At 69.6% G+C, this 18,141-nt stretch carries 15 protein-coding genes; 5 read left to right on the top strand and 10 right to left on the bottom strand.

Annotated elements, in window-relative coordinates:
- Window positions 1–179: 179 nt before the first annotated feature.
- From IG196_RS02005 to IG196_RS02015, 3 genes are all read right to left on the bottom strand, one after another.
- Window positions 180–872, bottom strand: a complete 693-nt coding sequence (locus IG196_RS02005) for a thioredoxin family protein (RefSeq protein ID WP_192194772.1) — start codon at window positions 870–872, stop codon at window positions 180–182.
- A gap of 125 nt (window positions 873–997) precedes the next feature.
- Window positions 998–3,226 (bottom strand): protein-disulfide reductase DsbD family protein, encoded by a 2,229-nt coding sequence (locus IG196_RS02010; RefSeq protein ID WP_192194773.1) that lies wholly within the window; start codon window positions 3,224–3,226, stop codon window positions 998–1,000.
- Window positions 3,227–3,286: 60 nt separating this feature from the next.
- Window positions 3,287–4,060, bottom strand: coding sequence for an alanyl-tRNA editing protein (locus IG196_RS02015; protein ID WP_101490168.1), 774 nt, complete (start codon window positions 4,058–4,060; stop codon window positions 3,287–3,289).
- 130 nt (window positions 4,061–4,190) lie between these two features.
- Between IG196_RS02015 and IG196_RS02020 the strand changes: the two genes are divergently transcribed.
- Window positions 4,191–5,549: a PQQ-dependent sugar dehydrogenase gene (locus IG196_RS02020; RefSeq protein ID WP_192194775.1), complete on the top strand. Its 1,359-nt coding sequence runs from the start codon at window positions 4,191–4,193 to the stop codon at window positions 5,547–5,549.
- Window positions 5,550–5,574: 25 nt separating this feature from the next.
- Here IG196_RS02020 and IG196_RS02025 read toward each other — a convergent pair whose 3' ends face one another.
- Window positions 5,575–6,615 carry a LacI family DNA-binding transcriptional regulator gene (locus tag IG196_RS02025; RefSeq protein ID WP_192194777.1) on the bottom strand — a complete coding sequence of 347 codons (1,041 nt, stop codon included), beginning with the start codon at window positions 6,613–6,615 and terminating at the stop codon, window positions 5,575–5,577.
- A gap of 147 nt (window positions 6,616–6,762) precedes the next feature.
- Here IG196_RS02025 and IG196_RS02030 point away from each other — a divergent pair, with 147 nt between their 5' ends.
- Genes IG196_RS02030 through IG196_RS02040 form a run of 3 tightly spaced genes read left to right on the top strand, consistent with a single transcriptional unit; the run spans window position 6,763 to window position 10,319 of the window.
- On the top strand, window positions 6,763–8,151 hold the full coding sequence (locus IG196_RS02030) for a uracil-xanthine permease family protein (protein WP_192194779.1): 1,389 nt from the start codon (window positions 6,763–6,765) through the stop codon (window positions 8,149–8,151).
- A 45-nt stretch (window positions 8,152–8,196) separates the two neighbouring features.
- A complete protein-coding gene (locus IG196_RS02035; RefSeq protein WP_192194786.1) occupies window positions 8,197–9,609 on the top strand; it encodes an amidohydrolase family protein in 1,413 nt (470 codons plus the stop codon).
- Entirely contained in the window at window positions 9,606–10,319 is a 714-nt protein-coding gene (locus IG196_RS02040; protein WP_192194788.1) for a sulfite exporter TauE/SafE family protein, read from the top strand. The genes IG196_RS02035 and IG196_RS02040 overlap by 4 nt, the downstream gene beginning before the upstream one ends.
- Here IG196_RS02040 and IG196_RS02045 read toward each other — a convergent pair.
- Entirely contained in the window at window positions 10,311–10,904 is a 594-nt protein-coding gene (locus tag IG196_RS02045; RefSeq protein WP_192194790.1) for a GNAT family N-acetyltransferase, read from the bottom strand. The two genes, IG196_RS02040 and IG196_RS02045, sit on opposite strands and share 9 nt — an antisense overlap.
- A gap of 19 nt (window positions 10,905–10,923) precedes the next feature.
- Window positions 10,924–11,934 (bottom strand): zinc-binding alcohol dehydrogenase family protein, encoded by a 1,011-nt coding sequence (locus IG196_RS02050; protein WP_192194791.1) that lies wholly within the window; start codon window positions 11,932–11,934, stop codon window positions 10,924–10,926.
- A gap of 85 nt (window positions 11,935–12,019) precedes the next feature.
- On the opposite strand from IG196_RS02050, the gene IG196_RS02055 reads away from it, so the two are divergent.
- Window positions 12,020–12,928 (top strand): LysR family transcriptional regulator, encoded by a 909-nt coding sequence (locus tag IG196_RS02055; protein ID WP_192194792.1) that lies wholly within the window; start codon window positions 12,020–12,022, stop codon window positions 12,926–12,928.
- 374 nt (window positions 12,929–13,302) lie between these two features.
- Here IG196_RS02055 and IG196_RS02060 read toward each other — a convergent pair whose 3' ends face one another.
- From IG196_RS02060 to pgaB, 4 genes are all read right to left on the bottom strand, one after another.
- The gene (locus tag IG196_RS02060) at window positions 13,303–14,100 is read right to left on the bottom strand and encodes an SDR family oxidoreductase (RefSeq protein WP_192194794.1); all 798 of its coding nucleotides are present in this window, start codon (window positions 14,098–14,100) and stop codon (window positions 13,303–13,305) included.
- 133 nt (window positions 14,101–14,233) lie between these two features.
- Window positions 14,234–14,800 (bottom strand): poly-beta-1,6-N-acetyl-D-glucosamine biosynthesis protein PgaD, encoded by a 567-nt coding sequence (gene pgaD, locus IG196_RS02065; protein ID WP_192194796.1) that lies wholly within the window; start codon window positions 14,798–14,800, stop codon window positions 14,234–14,236.
- Window positions 14,790–16,070, bottom strand: a complete 1,281-nt coding sequence (pgaC, locus tag IG196_RS02070; RefSeq protein ID WP_192194797.1) for a poly-beta-1,6-N-acetyl-D-glucosamine synthase — start codon at window positions 16,068–16,070, stop codon at window positions 14,790–14,792. The genes pgaD and pgaC overlap by 11 nt, the downstream gene beginning before the upstream one ends.
- Window positions 16,067–18,133, bottom strand: coding sequence for a poly-beta-1,6-N-acetyl-D-glucosamine N-deacetylase PgaB (gene pgaB / locus IG196_RS02075; protein ID WP_192194798.1), 2,067 nt, complete (start codon window positions 18,131–18,133; stop codon window positions 16,067–16,069). Before pgaB ends, pgaC begins: the two co-directional genes overlap by 4 nt.
- Window positions 18,134–18,141: the final 8 nt, after the last annotated feature.

Here is an 18,141-nt window from a genome sequence, read left to right on the forward strand (position 1 = left end):
TGCGGCGATTTGGCTTCTGCCCGAACGAACCGGCCGACGGGTTCGAAGCGGGAGGGGCCGGGCATGGACGTGCCCGTTTCAGGCCTGGACGGAACGTGTCCGTGTCATCGAGGAAGCGAGATGGGGTTGCCTGCGCTTCGCTTGGCGCGAGGTCCCCTGCGGGCGCAGCGCCCGCGCGCTCAACTCTTGTACTTGATCGAACACCCGTACGGCCGCGTGCTCGCCATCGACACCGGTTTTCCGCCGAGCACTTCACCCAGTGCCTGGTTCACGTAGTTGGTGGCGGTCTTGATGTCGTCGGCGCGCGCCGAGGCGATGCTGTCGATGCCGCCGGCATACACCAGCATGCCCTTGGGATCGATGATGAAGATGTGGGGCGTGGTGCGCGCGCCGTAGACCTGGCCGATGACGCCGTCTTCGTCCATCAGCACGGCGGTGGGTGCGGCCTTTTGCGACTTCATCCAGGCGTCGAGCGCGTCGGCCTTCAGGTAGTCGCTGGCGGCGCGTTCGGTGGAGTTGATCGCGAGCCAGACCACGCCCTTGTCGGTGGCCGCCTTCTGCGTGGCCGGCATGTTGCCGCTACCGTAGTGCTTGCGCACGAAGGGGCAGCCAGGGTTGGTCCATTCGAGCACCACGAACTTGCCCGCGAAGTCGGACAGCTTGTGCTTGGCGCCGCTCGTGTCGACGGCGACGAAATCGGGCGCCTGCTGGCCCACGGCGGGCGCGGCAAAGGCGTTGGTGCCCATGAGGAAGGTGGCGCCCAGCGCCACGGCGGCGGCCACGACGGCGCGGCGGGACGCGCGGCTGAGGGCGGCGCGTGCCTGGCGTGCGGCACGAAGGGAGCGTGAGTCGACAGTGGGCGAAAGCGTCATGGCCAGCTTGAACTCCAAAAACAAAATTCCAAACAACAACTGCAGCTTAGAACGGTTTCTTCAAGTGCGTGTGACAACCCATGACAGCGGCGTTGTCATCTTTTTTCAATTCACCGCATCGGCGTTCAAAGCGCTGCCAACGCGGCGCGCACCTCGTCCTTGCTGAGGATTTCGGTCAACACCACGGGCGCCTTGCCCGGTGCCTGCAGCACGTACACCGGCACGCCGCTGCGGCCCAGCGCGGTGAGCGCGGCGGTGATGGCGGGGTCGCGCCGGGTCCAGTCGGCGCGCAGCATGGCGACCTGCTTGGCGTCGAAGTCGGCGAGCAGCTCGGCGTCGGCCAGCGTGCTTTTCTTGTTGTACTGGCAGGTCACGCACCAGGCGGCGGTGAAGTCGATGAAGACGGGGCGGCCCGCGGTCGCCATGTCGCTCACGCGCTGGGCCGACCACGGCTGCCAACGCTCGCCGTCGTTCGGTGATGCCGAGGCCAGCTTCGCAGTCGGTTCGGGCACCTGCACGATGTTGCGGCCGATGGCGCCGGCCAGCACGGCGGTGAAGGCGATCATCACGGTGGCGATGACGAGCCGCGTGCGTCCGCGCAGCGTGAACGCCCAGACCACGGCGGCCAGGCACACCAGCAGCGCGAGCAGCGTGCCCGCGCCGTCGATGCCGCTTTGCTGGCCCAGCACCCAGACCAGCCAGGCGACGGTCGCGAACATCGGGAAGGCGAGCAGGCGGCGCAACGTGTGCATCCACGGGCCCGGCTTGGGCAGCAGGCGCGCCACGGCCGGCACAAAGCCCGCCACGAGGTAGGGCAGGGCGAGGCCGAGGCCCAGCACCGCGAACAGCATCAGGGCCTGGGTGGCCGGCAGGCCGATGGCAAAGCCCAGCGAGGCGCCCATGAACGGCGCGGTGCAGGGCGAGGCGATCACCACGGCCAGCACGCCGGAGAGGAAGTCGTTGGCCAGCGGGTGCTTGGCCTGCGCACTGCACACCGACTGCGGCGCCGCGCGGCCGAACTCGAACACGCCCGCCAGGTTCAGGCCGAGCAAGGTGAAGAGCGCCGCCAGCGCCGCCACCACCGCGGGCGACTGCAGCTGGAACCCCCAGCCGAGCTGGGCGCCGGCCGCGCGCAGCGCGAGCATGGCGCCGCCCAGTGCGAGGAAGGACAGCATCACGCCGCCCGTGTAGGCCAGGCCCGCCTTGCGATGCGCGCTGGCGTTGCCCGCCTGCCGCGCGAAGCCCAGCACCTTGATCGCGAGGATCGGGAACACGCAGGGCATGAGGTTGAGCAGCAGGCCGCCGAGCAGCGCGCCGAGCAGGGCGACCATGAAGGCGCCGGCGGGCTGGGCTTGTGCTGGAGCAGCAGGTGCAACGGCCTGTGCCGCGTTGGCCGCCAGCGCCGCCTGCAGCGCGGGCGACACCTCGGCGGCGCGCGGCGCGGCCGCGGCGGCGGGCCAGGTGCCCGACACCGGCGCTTCGGCGCGCCAGGCCACGGGCTGGCCGGCCTGGCGATCGGCTTCGGCCAGCACCACCACGACCGGCATGACGGTGGGGCTCTCGCTGCGCTGGTCGGCCAGCGGTATCGTGGCGGTCCAGGTCGCGCCGTCCCAGGCCTGCGTCCAGTCCTTTCCGGAGACGGCGGCGGTGCGGATCACCTCGGGCGTTTCGGGGAAGAACTCGAGCGTCTTGCCGCGCGCCGCGGCGGGCAGGCCGTCGAGGCGCACCTTGAGCTGCTGGCCGTCGACGGCGATAGTGCCGGGCGCGCCCAGCGGCTGCGGCTGCGCGGCCTGCGCGGTGTCGAAGGCCGCCTTGTTCAGCGCGGTCGAGCCGCGCGTGGGCAGCGAGAGCGTGAACTCGCCCTCTTCAGGAATGCATTCCTTGCGGCAGACCAGCCAGGAGGCCAGCAGCTTGATGTCCATGACGGGCGATCCGCCGGTGAGCGCCAGGTCGGGCTTGTAGAGCGTCGAGACCTCGAGCGGCACCGGCAGCAGCACGGCGTTCTCGTAGCCGTAGTTGGCGAGCGTGCCGACCGGGATCTTCTTGGGCACCGGCCAGGCGATCTCGCCGGTCGAGACGCCGGCGGGCAGCGTCCACTTCAGTTCAGTCGGAAGCCCCGAATCGCCGGCGTTCTTCCAGTAGGTGTGCCACTCGGGCTGGTGGGTGATCTGCAGCCCGACCCAGACCGGCGCGCCGGGCGCCACGCCTTCGGGCGCATGGGCGACCAGTTCGGCGCGCACATGGGGGGTGGTGACCACGGCCCCGGTCTTCGGGGCCAGCTGGGCCGCAGCCGGCATGCAGGCTGCGGCGGTAGCTATCAGAAAGGGAGCGAGAGAGATGCGCGAAAGGATCATGCCGGTCAGTCGGAGCCAGAGGGCGGGGCGAAGTTCCTGGGGGCCGCGTCTTTCCGGGGCTCAGGCCGCGGAAGCCGCGGGCCAGCCGAGGACCACGCGCCGGGTGGTCGCGCTCTTCTTCTCGATCTTGGTGACGACCATGGCGCCGATTTCCGCCGTGTTGGCCACGTGCGTGCCGCCGCAGGGCTGGAAGTCGATCGACGGCGCGCCGCCGTCTTCGCCCGTGCCGCCGATGCGGATGGTGCGCACCGTGCCCGTGCCGCGCGGCGGCTGCACGCTCATGCTCTTGACCAGCGCGGGGTTGGCGTCGAGCTCGGCGTCACTGATGGCGCCCACGGTCAGCGGATGGGCGGCTTCGACCAGCTTCGCGAGGCCGGCGGTGAGCGTTTCCTTGTCGAGCGGGTCGGTGATGTGGAAGTCGATGCGCGCGTACTCGGGCGTGATCGAGCAGCCGTTCACCGGCACCGGCACGAGGTGGCACAGCAGGTGGCTCGCGGTGTGGAAGCGCATCAGCCGGTGGCGGCGCTCCCAGTCGAGGCGGGCGGTGACGGTGTCGCCGGGCGCCAGCGCGGCCAGCAGCTCGGCCTGGTCGGGCGCGGGCACGTGGACAAACTCGGCGGTCGGCTGGCCCTCGGCGTCCTTGGCCTTGCGGGTGTCGGCGATGGCGATTTCGCGGCCGTCGGCGAGCACCAGCACGCCGGCATCGCCGGCCTGCCCGCCGCCCAGCGGATAGAACACGGTGCGGTCCAGCACGATGCCGGTGTCGTCGAGGCGCAGGATGCGGGCTTCACAGGTGCGCAGGTAGGCGTCGGCGCGGAACAGGTCGTCGGTCATGCGGCGATGGTAGCGACGATGCGCGAAGGAGGTGCGCGCACGCCGGAAAGCGCCCACGACCGACACGCCCGCGCCGTGCGATTGCGCATGATCCAGCGGTCTGCGGCCGCCTGCCGCGCAAGGAATCTGCATGAACGCATCGCCGCACCTTCCCGCTCGCCTCGCCTTGTCCACAGCGGCCATGGCCGCCGTGCTGCTCGTCGCCGGCTGCGGCGAGACCGCCAAGCTCGCGCCCGAGCTCACGACCGGCCCCCGGCCGCAGCTCGTCGATCCGAACAAGACACTGATCCCCACCGTCAACGTGGCGCCTGCCGTCGGATGGACCGACACCGCCGCGCCCACGCCCGCCGAAGGCCTGCGCGTGACGGCGCTGGCGCGCGGCCTGGACCATCCGCGCTGGGTCTACACCCTGCCCAACGGCGACGTGCTGGTGGCCGAGAGCAACAAGCCGCCCAAGCCCGAGGGCAGCGACACGGGAGGCCCGGTCGCGAAGGTGCGCAACTGGGTCATGGGCAAGGTGATGGGGCGCGCGGGCGCCGGCGTGCCCAGCGCCAACCGCATCACCTTGCTGCGCGACGCCGACGGCGACGGCCTGGCCGAGGTGAAGCAGGTGTTTTTGTCGGACCTCGTCTCGCCCTACGGCATGGCGCTGGTCGGTAACGAACTCTTCATCGCCAACGCCGATGCGCTCGTGAAGGTGCCCTACACCGAAGGAGACACGTCTGCCCGCGCCAAGCCGGTGGTCGTGACGGCGCTGCCCGCCGGCATCAACCACCACTGGACCAAGAACGTCATCGCCAATGCCGACGGCAGCAAGCTCTACGTCACGGTCGGCTCCAACAGCAACATCGGCGAGAACGGCATGGCGGCCGAAGAGGGCCGCGCCGCGATCTGGGAGGTCGATGCGAAGAGCGGCGAGAAGCGCCTGTTCGCGAGCGGCCTGCGCAACCCCAACGGCCTGGGCTGGGAGCCTGAGACGAACACGCTGTGGACCGTGGTGAACGAGCGTGACGAAATCGGCAGCGACCTCGTGCCCGACTACCTCACCTCGGTGAAGGACGGCGCCTTCTACGGCTGGCCCTGGAGCTACTGGGGCGGCGTCGTCGATGCGCGCGTCACGCCGCAAAAGCCCGAGCTCGTGGCGAAGGCGCTGGCGCCCGACTACGCGCTGGGTTCGCACGTCGCACCGCTGGGGCTGGTGTTCTCGAACCCGCGCGGCATGCCGCCCGAGTTCGCGAATGGCGCCTTCATCGGCGAGCACGGCTCGTGGAACCGCAAGCCCAAGTCGGGCTACAAGGTGGTGTTCGTGCCCTTCATCGGCGGGAAGCCCAGCGGGCCCCCGGTCGACATCCTCACGGGCTTTTTGAGCGCCGATGAAAAGGCGCACGGCCGGCCGGTGGGCGTGGCGCTCGACAAGAGCGGCGCGCTGCTGGTGGCGGATGACGTGGGCAACGCGGTGTGGCGCGTGTCGCGCAGCAAGCCCAACTGACGCGCACGCGCAGCAGAAGGGGCGGTCAGCGCTGGCGTGCCGACGACAGGCGCGGCACCAGCTGGGCCGCCGGCCCGTCGACGCGGCGCCGGCTGGTGTCGCCGCGCAGGTGGTCGAACAGCAGCGCAATTGCCTGCTGAGCCACCTCGTCCAGGTGTAGGTCGACGGCCGTGAGCGGCGGCACGCAGGTGCGGGCGCGCAGGCCGTCGTAGCGCGTGACGACCATCACGTCGTCGGGAATGCGCCGGCCCGATTCGAGCACCGCCGTCACCGCGCCCGAGGCGAACGCGTCGACCGGTACGCAGAAGGCGTCGATGTCGGGGTGCGCCGCGAGCAGCGCCAGCGCGGCCTGCCGGCCACCGTTCTCGCCCTCGGCCTCGTCGACCAGCGACAGCAGCGGCGCTTGCCCGTGTGCGGCGGCGAAGGCCTGGTAGGCCGCCTGGCCTTCCACATACGAGTTGCGTGCGGCCGAGCCGAGGATCATCGCGACCTTGCGCGCGCCCTGGTCGTGCAGGTGTTCGAGCAGCAGGCGCGTGGTCTGCCCTGAGTGGATGTCGACATAGGGTGGCATCGCCGGCCCGTCGGCCGCTTCCTCGGCCGGCTTGCCGATGGCCACCACCGGCAGGCCGCGCCGCAGCAGGTGCGCCAGGTTGGGGTCGCCCGCCGAGGGCTCGATGACCAGTGCGCCATCGACGTCGAGCAGCTCCATCGGCACGCGCCCGGTTTCCATGGGCGGTGCCAGCACCAGCGCCAGGCGGCGGTCGAGCGCCGCCGCCGCCGCCACGGCCGCCACCTCCATCAGGAAGCCGAGGCGCGACGGGCCGCCGGCCACCGCGAACGGCATCGACGACAGCAGCACGATCATGTGCGCCTCGCCTGTGCGCAGCCGCTGCGCATTGCGGTTGGGCCGGTAGCCCAGCTTCAGCGCCGCCTGCTCGACGCGCGCGCGCGTTTCCGCATCGACCTGGCCCCGGGCGTTGAGCGCGTGCGAGACGGTGGTCGGTGACACGCCCGCTTCGCGCGCCACGTCCTTGATGTTTGCCCGCGGCGATGGATTGGTGCTCATCCCGTTGACCTTTTCGAAAAGCGGTGATTCAATTCCCAAATCGTTTTGGGGCGCGATGCCACGGAATGTACTTCACCCGCTTCGGCGGCTTTTTTTGCCAGTGCGCCCAAATCGATTTGGGCGCGGTCCCGGTTCAAGGATTCCATGATGTCCCGTGTTCCCGATGCCTCTGCTGTGCCTTCTGTCGTGCCTGTCGGCACGCCCTCCGCAACCACCGCCACGATTGCCGCGGTCGATGCGGTGCTGCCCCTGTCGCAACTGCTCCTGTTCGGCCTGCAGCACGTGCTGGTGATGGCGGCCGTGCCCATCACCTCCGTGTTCCTCGTGGCCAAGGCGCTGGGGCTGGAGTCCGCGCTCACGGTCAACCTGATCAGCGCCACCTTTCTGCTGTGCGGTGTGGGCACCTTGCTGCAGTCGTTCGGGCCGTGGAAGTTCGGCGCGCGCCTGCCGTTCGTGATGGTGCCGGGCGGCGCGCCCATCGTGATGTTCGTGACCATCGCCCAGCAGCGCGACCTGCAGACCGCCTCGGGCGCGGTGATTCTCACGGCGCTGTTCTACTTTCTGGTGCTGCCGGTGTTCGCGCGCTGTCTGCGCTTCTTTCCGAAGATCGTCATCGGCACCTTGCTGCTGCTGGTGTCGATCAACCTCGTGAAGGTGTACGGCGGCATCATCGCGGGCAAGGCGGGCACGTCCACTTTTGCCGACCCGATGAACATCGGGCTGGCGCTGGCGACCATCGGCTTCACCGTGCTCTTCGCGCGCGTGTTCAAGGGCACGCTCGGCCAGCTCGCGGTGCTGCTGGGCCTGCTGGCCGGCACGGTGCTGGCCGCGGCGTGCGGGCTGATGGATTTCAGCGGCGTGGCGGCCGGACCTTTCTGGAGCGCCCCGACGCTGCTGCCCTTCGGCATGCCGCGCTTCGACCTGGTGGCGGCCGTGCCGCTGCTGATCTTCAGCATCATCTCGATGGTCGAGGCCACCGGGCAGACCGTGGCCGTGGCCGACGTGGTGGGCCGCAAGATCGATCCGCGCGACGTGGTGCCGCGCACCATCCGCGGCGATGCGCTGGTGTCGCTGGCGGGGGGCTTCTTCGGCACCTCGATGATCATCACCAGCGGCGAGAACATCGGCATCGTGCGCGCCACCAACGTGCGCTCGCGCTACGTGACGGCCGCGGCCGGCGTGATCCTGGTCCTCATTGCGCTGTCGGCGCCGCTGGGCCGGCTGGCCAGCGCCATTCCTTCGGCCGTGGTCGGCGGCACCGCGATGGTGGTGTTCGCGATCATCGGCACCATGGGCATCGACATGCTGCGCAAGGTCGACCTGCACGAGCGCGGCAACATGTTCGTGCTGGCCGGCGCCCTGACCATGGGCCTGCTGCCCATCGTCGTGCCGGGCCTGTACAGCCGCTTTCCCGACACGCTGCAGCTGGTGCTGGGCAACGGCCTGGCCATGGGCTCGCTCACGGCGGTGGTGCTCAACCTGGTGTTCAACCGCGTGCAGGCCGACAGCCCGGCCATCGCACCGGCGCCGCAATGAGCGCCGCGCGTCTCTCCCTTTCTTTTCCTGTTCTCTCTTTTCACCATGTCTCCTGAACTCGATGCCGCGCTCTTCGCGGCCGACGAGCTGCTGCTCGTTCCCGACCACCTGATGTTGCGCGACGGCCCTGCGACCGGCCATGCCGTGCGGATCGAAGGCGGGCGCTTTCGCGACGTCGGCCCCGCCGACGCGCTCATCGCCCGCCACCCGCATCTCACGCCGCGGCACCTGCCCGGCAAGTTGCTGATGCCCGGCATGATCGATGCGCACCACCACCTCACGCAGTCCTTCGGCAAGTCGCTGGCCTATGGCGAGCCGTCTGAAATCTTCCGCCGCGTGTGGGTGCCGCTCGAGTCGAGCCTGGACGACGAGTTCGTCTACATGGCCTCCAAGCTCGCGGCGCTCGAATCGCTGCGCGGCGGCTTCACCACCGTGTGCGACGCGGGCACGCGCGCGCCGGGCGACATCGGCGCCGTGGCCGCGGCCGTGAAGGAGGCCGGGCTGCGCTGCGTGCTGGGCCTGATCTGCAACGACGGCGGCAACGACAGCACCGCCGCCGAGCGGCAGGCGATCCAGTCGCACGCTGCGCAGTTCCTGCAGCAGTGGTCGGGCGCGGAGCTGGTGCATCCCTCGCTCGCCATCTCGGTGCCCGAGGCCGCGTCCGACGAGATGCTGGTCGCCGTGTCGGCCTTGTGCGCCGAGGCGCGCACCGTGTTCCAGACGCACGTCAACGAACACCTCGCCTCGGTCGAGCGCTCGGTCGTGCAGCGCGGCAAGCGGCCGCTGGAGCTGCTGGCGCACCTGGGCGCGCTCGGCCCGCAGGTGCTCATCGCGCACGGCACGCTGGTCACGCCGTCGGAACTCATGGTGCTGCGCGACACCGACACCGCCGTGAGCTACAACCCCGTCGCCAGCCAGTGGAAGGGCAACGCCGTGGCGCCCGCGAACCTGATGGCCGCGCTGGGCATCCGCTTCGGCCTGGGCACCGACGCCACGCGCAGCGATGCCTTCCGCCTGATGGACGCGGCCGAGGCCGCGCAGAAGCTGGCCTTCGGCATGGCCATCGGCGATGCGTCCAGCGGCGGCGGCTGGACCTGGTTCGACCACGCGACGCACGAAGGCGCGCGCGCCGTGGGCCTGGGCCACCTCACGGGCGAGATCGCCGTGGGCAAGGCGGCCGACTTCCTCATCGTCGATGTCGATACGCCCGAGATGTGCACCTCGGTCGACCTCACGTGGGACCTCGTGCGCCTGGGCAACCGCGACCAGATCGTGGCCGTGTTCGTCGACGGAAAACTGCGCCTGTGGGAAGGCTGGCCGCCCGACTGGGATGCACGCGCGCTGCAGCGGCAGCTGGCGCGCGTCGCCCATGCGGCGATGGACCGCGCGCCCATCGTGCGGCTGCATCCCCCCGCGGCAGCGCACCGCCGCCTGGCCACGGAGCGGCATTCGCAGTGAGCGCGCAGCACCTCTTTCTCGTCTCCATCGCCGTGCTGTTCGCCGCCTTCGTGCAGGGCGCGACCGGTGTCGGCTTTGCGCTCATCGCCGCGCCGGTGATCGGCATCGTGCGTCCCGACCTGCTGCCCGTGTGCGTGCTGGTGCTGATGCTGCCGCTGAACTTCTATGTGATGTGGCGCGAGCGTGGCGCCATCGACCGGACGGGTGCCAGCTGGATCACCGGGGGGCGCCTGCTCGGCACCGTCGGCGGGCTCTGGGTGCTGGCGGCGCTGAGTGCGAGCCACCTGTCGCTGTTCGTCGGGGCATCGACCATCGCGGCGGCACTGGTCACGTTGATGATGCCGGCCTTCTCGCCGGGCCGCACCGCCTTCGTGGCGGCGGGGCTCGTCACCGGCGTCACCGAAACCGCGACCGGCATTGGCGGGCCGCCGCTGGCGCTGGTCTACCAGCACCAGCCGGCGCCCACCATGCGTTCGACGATCGCGCTGTGCTTCCTGGTGGGCGAGCTGGTGTCGCTGGCCACGCTGATGGTGGCGGGGCGCATCGACGGTTCACAGCTCTACGCTGCGGCCCAGTTGCTGCCCGCGCTCGTCGTGGGCGCGGTGCTCAGCCGCGTGGTGCATCGCCGCATCAACGGCCGCGTGCTGCGGATCTTCGTGCAGGTCTTCGCGATTGTGTCGGGCGCCGCGCTGCTGCTGCATTCATTCTGAGGCGCTGTGCGCGGCCTGCCATGCCGCGCGGTCGATGCGGAACAGCCGGTGGCGGCGCAGCACATGGTCTTCGGGCACCGCAGGGTGGTCGAAGGCGCCGGGCACGTCCTCGTGCATGCCGATGCGCGTCATCACCGCGGCCGAGCGCACGTTGCCTTTGGCAGTGAATGCCACGATCTCGCCGAACCCAAGCCGCTCGAATCCGACCTGCAGCGCACCGCGCGCCGCCTCGGTCGCGAAGCCCTGGCCCCAGCTGGCACGCGCAAGGCGCCAGCCGATCTCGACGCAGGGCGAGAAGGGCAGCGTGGTCATCGGCACGCTCAGGCCGGTGAAGCCGATGAACGCGCCCGTGTCCTTGCGCTCGACGGCCCAGAAGCCCCAGCCGTGCTCGGCGATGCGGGCCTTGACGCGCGCGGCCATCGCGTCGCTGTCGGCGCGGGTGGGCAGGGGCAGCAGGAACTCCATCACCGCCGGGTCGGACGCCAACGTGAAAAAAGGCGCGAGATCGCTCTCGCGCCATTGGCGCAGCCGCAGGCGCGGCGTGTCGAATTCGATGAGAGGCGGGTGTGTGCTTTCTTCGGTCATGCGACCGATTGTGCGCAGATCAGAACCCGGCCAGCACCACCTTGCCCTGCGCCTTGCCGCTTTCGATGAGCGCATGTGCCTTCTTCAGGTTCGCGGCGTTGATGGTGCCGAAGCTCGCATTCGCCGTCGTGCGGATGCGGCCCGCGTCAACCAGCGCGGCCACCTCGGCCAGCAGCTTGCCTTGCTCGGCGATGTCGGGCGTGGTGAAGCGCGAGCGCGTGAACATCATTTCCCAGTGCAGCGAGATGCACTTGGTCTTCAGCGGCATCGCGTCGAGCACCTTCATGTCGTCGATCACCGCGAGCTGGCCCTGGGGCTTGAGGCTCTCGATGATCTGCGCGTAGTGCTGGTCGGTCTGCGTGAGGCTGGCGACCATGTCGACCTCGTCGATGCCGGCGGCCTTGAGTTCGGCGGCGAGCGGCTTTGAATGGTCGATGACGACGTGCGCGCCCAGTGCCAGGCACCATGCGCGCGTTTCGGCGCGCGAGGCGGTGGCGACGACGCGCAGCTTCGTGAGCTGGCGTGCGAGCTGGATGAGGATGGAGCCCACGCCGCCGGCACCGCCGGTGATCAGCAGTGTCTGGCCTTCGCCGCCGCCCTTGGGCACCTGCAGGCGGTCGAACAGCAGCTCGTACGCGGTGATGGTGGTCAGCGGCAATGCGGCGGCTTGTGCGTCGTCGAGGCTCTTCGGTGCGAGGGCGGCGATGCGCTCGTCGACCGCGTGCAGCTCTGAGTTGGCGCCGGGGCGAATGATCGAGCCGGCGTAGTACACGCGGTCGCCGACCTTGAAGCTTTGCACGCCGCTGCCGATGGCTTCGACGGTGCCAACGGCGTCCCAGCCCAGCACCTTGGCCTGGCCGGCTTCGGGGGCGGCGTTCTTGCGAACCTTGGTGTCGACCGGGTTGACCGACACGGCCTTCACGCGCACCAGCAGGTCGCGGGCGCCGGGCACCGGGGCGGGCAGTTCGATGTCCTGCAGCGATTCAGCGTTGTCGATGGGGAGGGGCTGGTAGTAGCCGACGGCTTTCATGGGAGGGACCTTTCTGGAACGATGGCTCTACTGTAGGATGGCAACGCTTGTTTGATAAGGTGGGCTGAATCACCAACACTTTCAAATGAAGATTGAAAATATATCGGACCTGCAGGTGCTCGTGCAGACGGCGCGTGGCGGCACGTTGACGGCTGCGGGGCATGCGCTGGGGATCACGCCCGCGGCGGCGAGTGCGACGTTGAAGCGGCTCGAGACGCAGTTGGGGGCGCGGCTGTTCGAGCGCTCGACGCGGGCGATGCGGCTGACGCCGCAGGGGCAGACGCTGCTCGACTACGCGGTGCGTGCTTTTGAACTGCTGGACGAAGGGGAGTCGCTGGTCACTGCGGATCGGGGGGAGCTGGTGGGGACTTTGCGGGTGGCCTCGCCGTCGGACCTGACGCGCAGCACCTTGCTGCCGTGGTTTGACGAGTTCCTCGCGCTGCATCTGGGGGTGCAGTTATCGCTCTCTGTCGGGGATCGGCCCCTGGACGTGATGCGCGATGAGGTGGATGTGGCGTTGCGCTACGGGGCGCTGGCCGATTCGCGGCTGGTGGCGCGGGCGTTTGCGATGACGAACCCGGTGCTGACGGCTTCACCGGACTATCTGCGTCGGCATCCTGTGCCTCGGGTTCCGCAGGATCTGTTGCAGCACAACTGTTTGACGTTCAACCGGAGTGGGCGACGGCACCGGGTGTGGCGGTTTGCGCAGTTGGGGCAGTGGACGGAGGTGCGGGTGAATGGGAATCGCAGTGTGGACGATGCTTCGTTGGCGCGGGAGTGGACTGTGGCAGGGTATGGGATTTCGCTGAAGTCTGCGTTGGATGTGCGGGAAGACATTCGCGAAGGCCGGTTGGTGCGGCTGCTGGCGGATTGGGAGACGGAGCCTTATCCGTTGCATGCGCTGTTGCCTAGTGGGCGGTTTGTGCCGGCGCGTGTGCGGGCGTTTGTCGATTTCCTCGCGCTGAAGTTCGAGGGGTTGTTGGCTGGGGTTTGAGGCTGCTGGCCGGGACTCGCCCCGGCGGGCGACTCACTTTCTTTGCTTCGCCAAAGAAAGTAAGCAAAGAAAGGCGACCCCACTGTCCGCGTCCCTCCGCTTCGCTGCGGGCAACCTGCGGTGCTCACGTTTCGCGGGGTCTTGCAGAACTCGCCTTCGGCTCAAACAGCTGCAAGCCCTGATCCGCGAAACGCTCCGCTCCTCTCCTCGGCGCGGCCAGAGGGGAGGGGGCGCACTCGGGCCATCGCTTCGCTCGGCCTGGGGGATCGCATCACTGCGTTCGCTCCCCGGACTCGCTTCCCCGATTTACTCCCTCTGCCTCTGGGAGAGGGTTGGGGTGAGGGCAGCAGCCTTCGAACTCGCGATGCCCGTCCTCAAATCATCGGCGTCACAGCCCCATCCATCGCCACGATCGCCCCCGTCACATAACTAGCCTTCGCCGACGCCAGGAACAGCACGGTATTGGCCACTTCCTCCGGCGTCGCAATGCGCCCCAGCGGCAAGCGCGCAGTCGCGCGCTCCAGCGCCTCGTCCGTGCCGATCCCTGCCAGCTTCGCATCCGCCTTCATCCCTTCCTGCAGCCGCGCAGTCAACGTGAGCCCCGGGTTCACGGCGTTCACGCGCACGCCCTTGGCCGCATAGGCCGCAGCCATGCCCGCACTCACCAGCATCAGCGCCGCATTGGCCGCACCGCCGGCCATATGCACCGGGCTCGCGACCTTGCCGCCCTGGCCGATGACGTTGACGATCGCGCCTCGGCCGCGCGTGCCCATGCGCTTCACCACCGGATCGATCATGTGGATGTAGGTGAAGTACTTGGCGTCCATCGCGTCGTGCCACGCGGCGGGCGTGAGTTCGTCGGGTGGGGTGCGGCGCGCGGCGCCGGCCGAGTTGACGAGCACGTCGACAGGGCCGAAGGCCTGTTCGGCGGCGTCGAGTGCGGCGACGGCGCTGGCGGGGTCTTTCAGGTCAGCGGCGTGCAGGGAGACGCGGCCTTCGGCTTGGGGGAATGCGGCGATCAGCGACTGCTGGCCCTGTTGCAGGTTCTGCAGGTCGCGCGAGACCAGGCTCACGCGCGCGCCTTCGCGCAGGAAGCCCAGCGCGCAGGCCAGGCCGATGCCCTTGCTGCCGCCGGTGATGAGAACGTGCTGGTCCTGAAGCTGGAGGTCCATGTCGGGGTTCCTTGAGGGAAGAAGGTGATTCGATCGCGGCGCTGTTGCCGCCGTCGCCGCGATTGAATCACCGCCCCGAAATTTCTGCAGCGACACGGCCGAAAGGCCGCGTCGGTTTCCCTCGCCCTGCGCCTCAGGCCTTGCGGCGCTTCGCTGGCGCTTCTTCTTCCAGCGCGGCCGGCGCGGTATCGGTGGCGTCGCGCAGCTGGCCGTGGGTGTCGTGGTGCGCCAGCAGCTGGCGCGTGCGCTGCCAGGTCGACAGGCGCGCGGGCGCGACCTCGATGTACGACGCCAGCGCGAACAGCGACGACTGCTCTTTCTCCGGCGGGGTTTCGCGCCGGTGCTGGCGGCGGCGCAGCGGGCCCATGACCAGCATCGAGGCGAGGATCACGCCGATGACGATGGCGTACAGGCCCAGCAGGTGCAGCACTTCGGGTTGGGAGCGTGCGCCCATCACGTAGGGCCACGCGTACCAGATGGCGCAGAACCAGATCGCAACGGTGATCGCGGGGCGCACCACGCGCAGCCACAGGAACATGGCCAGGGTGCGCGCCGGCGAGCGGCCGTTGCCGAAGGCGTGCAGCGGGATGCGCGCGGCGTCGATGATGGGCTCGTCCATCGCGGGTTGGCCCCACGAACGGGTGCGGGGCGGCGGGGCTTCGTGGACCGTCGGCGAAGAAATCGGGTGTTCAGGATGCATCAGAAGAAACTCCTCGGTCAGGGCTCGTCCACACCGCGCGCTTGCCGCGTCGGCGTATCAGGGCTTTGGGAAGGGCGACCACCGTGGTGGCCATCGTGATCGTCCAGAACGCGATCGGGTACCAGATCGTTCCGGCGAAATAGCGCATGAGGTCGCGGTCGTAGCGACGGTCGATCCACAGGCTCAGCAGCATCTGCAGGATGCAGGTCATGGCCAGCAGCGTGCCCTGCCAGTGCGGCAGCAACGCCGAATGCCAGGCCGATTCCTGCGGCAGGAAGGGGCGGATGAAGCTGATCAGCAGCACCAGCGCCATCGCATAGGCCCACACCACGCTCACCATGTATTCGCTGTAGATGAGCCACAGGCGCCAGCTGCGCAGGCGCAGGATGGACGGCGTGATGCGCAGCATGGTCTGGATGCCGCCGACGGCCCAGCGCAGGCGCTGCTTCCACAGGCCGCGCAGCGTCTCGGGCATGAGGATCCAGCACAGCGCGCGCGGCTCGAAGCGCAGGCGCCAGCCGGCGAGCTGGAGCTTCCAGCTCATGTCGATGTCCTCGGTGAGCACGTCGGGGCTCCAGAAGCCCACCTCGAGCACGGCGCGGCGGCGGAACATGGCGAGCACGCCCGACACCGTGAACAGCGTGCCGATGAGCTGCTGCGAACGCTTGATGAGGCCGATGATCGACGAGAACTCGCCCACCTGCATGCGCCCCAGCAGCGTGGTGCGCGTGCGGATGCGCGGGTTGCCGGTGACGGCGCCGATGCGCTCCGAGGCCAGCATGCGCTTGAGCATCCAGGCGATGGCGTGGGGGTCGACCAGCGCGTCGCCGTCGATGCCCAGGATGTACTCGCCGCGCGCCAGCTGGCAGGCGGTGTTCAGGCCCACGGCCTTGCCCTGGTTGCTGGCGTTGTGGATCACGCGCAGGCGGCTGAACTCGAGCGTCATCTGGTCGAGCAGCTCGCCGGTGCCGTCGGTGCTGCCGTCGTTGACGGCGATCACTTCGTAGTTCGGGTAGTGCGTGCGCATGAGCTGCTCGATCACTTCGCGCAGGTGCGGCGCTTCATTGAAGCAGGGCACGACCACGGTCACGAGCGGCTGCGAGGGCAGCAGCGGCAGCGGGTCGACCTCGACGTCGCGCTTGCGCTCGAACGACCATGCATGCGAGAGGCCGCCTGCGATCCACACCCACGCCATGAAGAACGGGTAGTAGAAGACGAAGCCGAAGAGCACCGGCGGAATCAGGTCCACCAGCATTTGGAGCGTGTTCATCGGGGCTTCCCTCCTTCAGGCGGCAGCGTGGCGGCGTCGTGGTTGCGCCGGGGTGCGCGCGACAGCAGCGAGCGCACCGAGATCGCGCGGCGCACGGTCTCCAGCGAGGGCTGGTTGTTCAGGAAGTCGTCGGGGTAGTAGCCCAGGTGGCGCACGCCGGCACGCTGCAGCAGCGTCCATTGGCGCGTGAGTTCGGCGTCGGGCACGGGCTTGCCGGTGCGCCAGTCGCGCGCCTGCAGCTCGAACACGGTGCGGTCCAGGCCGTGCGGCGTGGCGGCCGCGCGTTGCGCGAGGCGACCCAGCCAGGCATCGCTGTCGGCGGCGGTGCGAGCCTCCTGCTCCATGCGTGGCATGGCCATCAGGCCGACGTAGTCGTAGGCGGCGAGCGAGGCTTCGTAGTTCTGTGCGAACCACTGCTCGGCGGCGGGCTCGAGCACCGGCCGCGCGTAGAGGTTGCGCGCGGTTTCCAGCGCGGGGCGCCAGGTGCCGGCGCGCGCCGCCAGTTCTTGCGTGAACGCGATCAGGTAGCGGGTCTTGGCGGTGGTCCAGCGCGCCATGAGCGCGGGGTCGGCGCGCAGCGCGGCCACGTCGGCCGGCAGGCCCCAGCGGCGGTAGGTGTCGAGTGCGGCGGGGCTGGCGTCCTCGTCGTCCGAGAGCATGGCGTCGTCGTGGAACAGCAGGCCCTCGAAGAAGGTGTGGCGGCCCAGGTCTTCGTACAGGTCGCCGACCAGCGTGCGCACGGCGGGGTCGAAGGGCGAGAGCCGGTGGTAGCGGTCGGCCGGCGCGTCGCCCTTCAGCGTGCGCACCGTGTGGGTGGCCAGCGGGTTCGACGCCGGCAGCCGGTAGGCCGTGACGGGCATCCACGCGTAGACCTTCACACCGGTGCGGCTGCGCAGCTGCCAGGCGGCGCGGGCGAACAGGTCGGCGCGCATCGGCAGGTGGCGGTTGGGAAAGTACAGCGCGTCGGCCACGCCGTCGCCGTCGGGGTCGGCATAGGCCTGCAGGAACACGGAGCGCGGGCGCACGGCGGCCACGCGTTCGATGAGCGCCGAGAGGTTGCGCTCCTGCTGGGCCGGGTCGAGGTCGTACACGTAGTCGAGGTCGACGTGCATCACGCGGTTGATCGGCCGCACCTCGCCGCCCACCGGGCTGCGCAGCATCTGCACGTAGTCGGGCGCCTCGTTGTCGTAGGCGGCCAGTGCGCGGCGGATGCGCGTGAGCGGAATCTCCTTCGTGTTCGCGCCGTCGTCGAGCGTGAAGGTGATCGGCAGGCCCACGCGCGCCGAGGCTTCCAGCGCGGGCGTGTTGTAGGCGCCGTAGGGCCACACGGTGGCGCGCACCTTGGCGCCGGTGCGCTGCTCGATCAGTTCGCGGCTGCGGCGCAGGTCGGTCTCGATGCGGCGCAGGTAGGCGGCGTCGTCCTCGTAGCGACCGGTCTTGGGGTCGTAGCGGTGCGTGGCCGCGGCGGGCAGCATGTTGCCCTGCGGGTTGGCCTGGATGCCGGTGTGCATCGCGTCGGTGTGGCTCGCGAACTCGACCAGCGGCGAGCGCGCCATCTCGGCGGCTTCGCGCCACAGCAGGAAGTTCTCGCGCGGCGCGGGCTTGTCGCCCCAGTGCACGGGCTGGCCTTCGGGCACTTCGAGCCAGCTCGTCACCAGCGCGAACAGCGCCGGGTAGTTGAAGCGCTTGAGCAGCGGGAACACGTGGGTGTAGGCGCTGCGGTAGCCGTCGTCGAAGGTCAGCAGCACGGGCTGCGACGGCAGCGGCTGGCCGCCGTTGCGCGCGTCGATGATCTGCTGCAGGCTGACCGGGTGGTAGCCGCTGTGCTGCAGCCAGGCGAACACTTCGGCGAGCGTGCGCTCGTCGATGGCGGTTTCGTCGGGCGAGGTCTCGAAGCTGGCGCGTACGTTGGGGCGCACGTCGTGGAACGAGATCACGCGGAAGTCGACGCCGTTGTCGGGGTCGGCGGGCAGCACGGGCGCCGAAAGCGTCGGCAGTGCCGCCGCCAGCAGCAACCCGAGCAGGGCCGTGCGCAACCAGGAGAAGAAGGTGGGGGCTTGCATCACGGACA

The organism is Variovorax sp. 38R, from assembly GCF_014843395.1.
Lineage (GTDB): Bacteria > Pseudomonadota > Gammaproteobacteria > Burkholderiales > Burkholderiaceae_C > Variovorax > Variovorax paradoxus_H.

What these genes read in the sequence shown, in the direction of transcription:
- IG196_RS02005 (WP_192194772.1), bottom strand. Translation starts at nt 872, where the DNA reads ATGACGCTTTCGCCCACTGTCGACTCACGCTCCCTTCGTGCCGCACGC.
- IG196_RS02010 (WP_192194773.1), bottom strand. Translation starts at nt 3,226, where the DNA reads ATGATCCTTTCGCGCATCTCTCTCGCTCCCTTTCTGATAGCTACCGCC.
- IG196_RS02015 (WP_101490168.1), bottom strand. Translation starts at nt 4,060, where the DNA reads ATGACCGACGACCTGTTCCGCGCCGACGCCTACCTGCGCACCTGTGAA.
- IG196_RS02020 (WP_192194775.1), top strand. Translation starts at nt 4,191, where the DNA reads ATGAACGCATCGCCGCACCTTCCCGCTCGCCTCGCCTTGTCCACAGCG.
- IG196_RS02025 (WP_192194777.1), bottom strand. Translation starts at nt 6,615, where the DNA reads ATGAGCACCAATCCATCGCCGCGGGCAAACATCAAGGACGTGGCGCGC.
- IG196_RS02030 (WP_192194779.1), top strand. Translation starts at nt 6,763, where the DNA reads ATGTCCCGTGTTCCCGATGCCTCTGCTGTGCCTTCTGTCGTGCCTGTC.
- IG196_RS02035 (WP_192194786.1), top strand. Translation starts at nt 8,197, where the DNA reads ATGTCTCCTGAACTCGATGCCGCGCTCTTCGCGGCCGACGAGCTGCTG.
- IG196_RS02045 (WP_192194790.1), bottom strand. Translation starts at nt 10,904, where the DNA reads ATGACCGAAGAAAGCACACACCCGCCTCTCATCGAATTCGACACGCCG.
- IG196_RS02050 (WP_192194791.1), bottom strand. Translation starts at nt 11,934, where the DNA reads ATGAAAGCCGTCGGCTACTACCAGCCCCTCCCCATCGACAACGCTGAA.
- IG196_RS02055 (WP_192194792.1), top strand. Translation starts at nt 12,020, where the DNA reads ATGAAGATTGAAAATATATCGGACCTGCAGGTGCTCGTGCAGACGGCG.
- IG196_RS02060 (WP_192194794.1), bottom strand. Translation starts at nt 14,100, where the DNA reads ATGGACCTCCAGCTTCAGGACCAGCACGTTCTCATCACCGGCGGCAGC.
- pgaD (WP_192194796.1), bottom strand. Translation starts at nt 14,800, where the DNA reads ATGCATCCTGAACACCCGATTTCTTCGCCGACGGTCCACGAAGCCCCG.
- pgaC (WP_192194797.1), bottom strand. Translation starts at nt 16,070, where the DNA reads ATGAACACGCTCCAAATGCTGGTGGACCTGATTCCGCCGGTGCTCTTC.
- pgaB (WP_192194798.1), bottom strand. Translation starts at nt 18,133, where the DNA reads ATGCAAGCCCCCACCTTCTTCTCCTGGTTGCGCACGGCCCTGCTCGGG.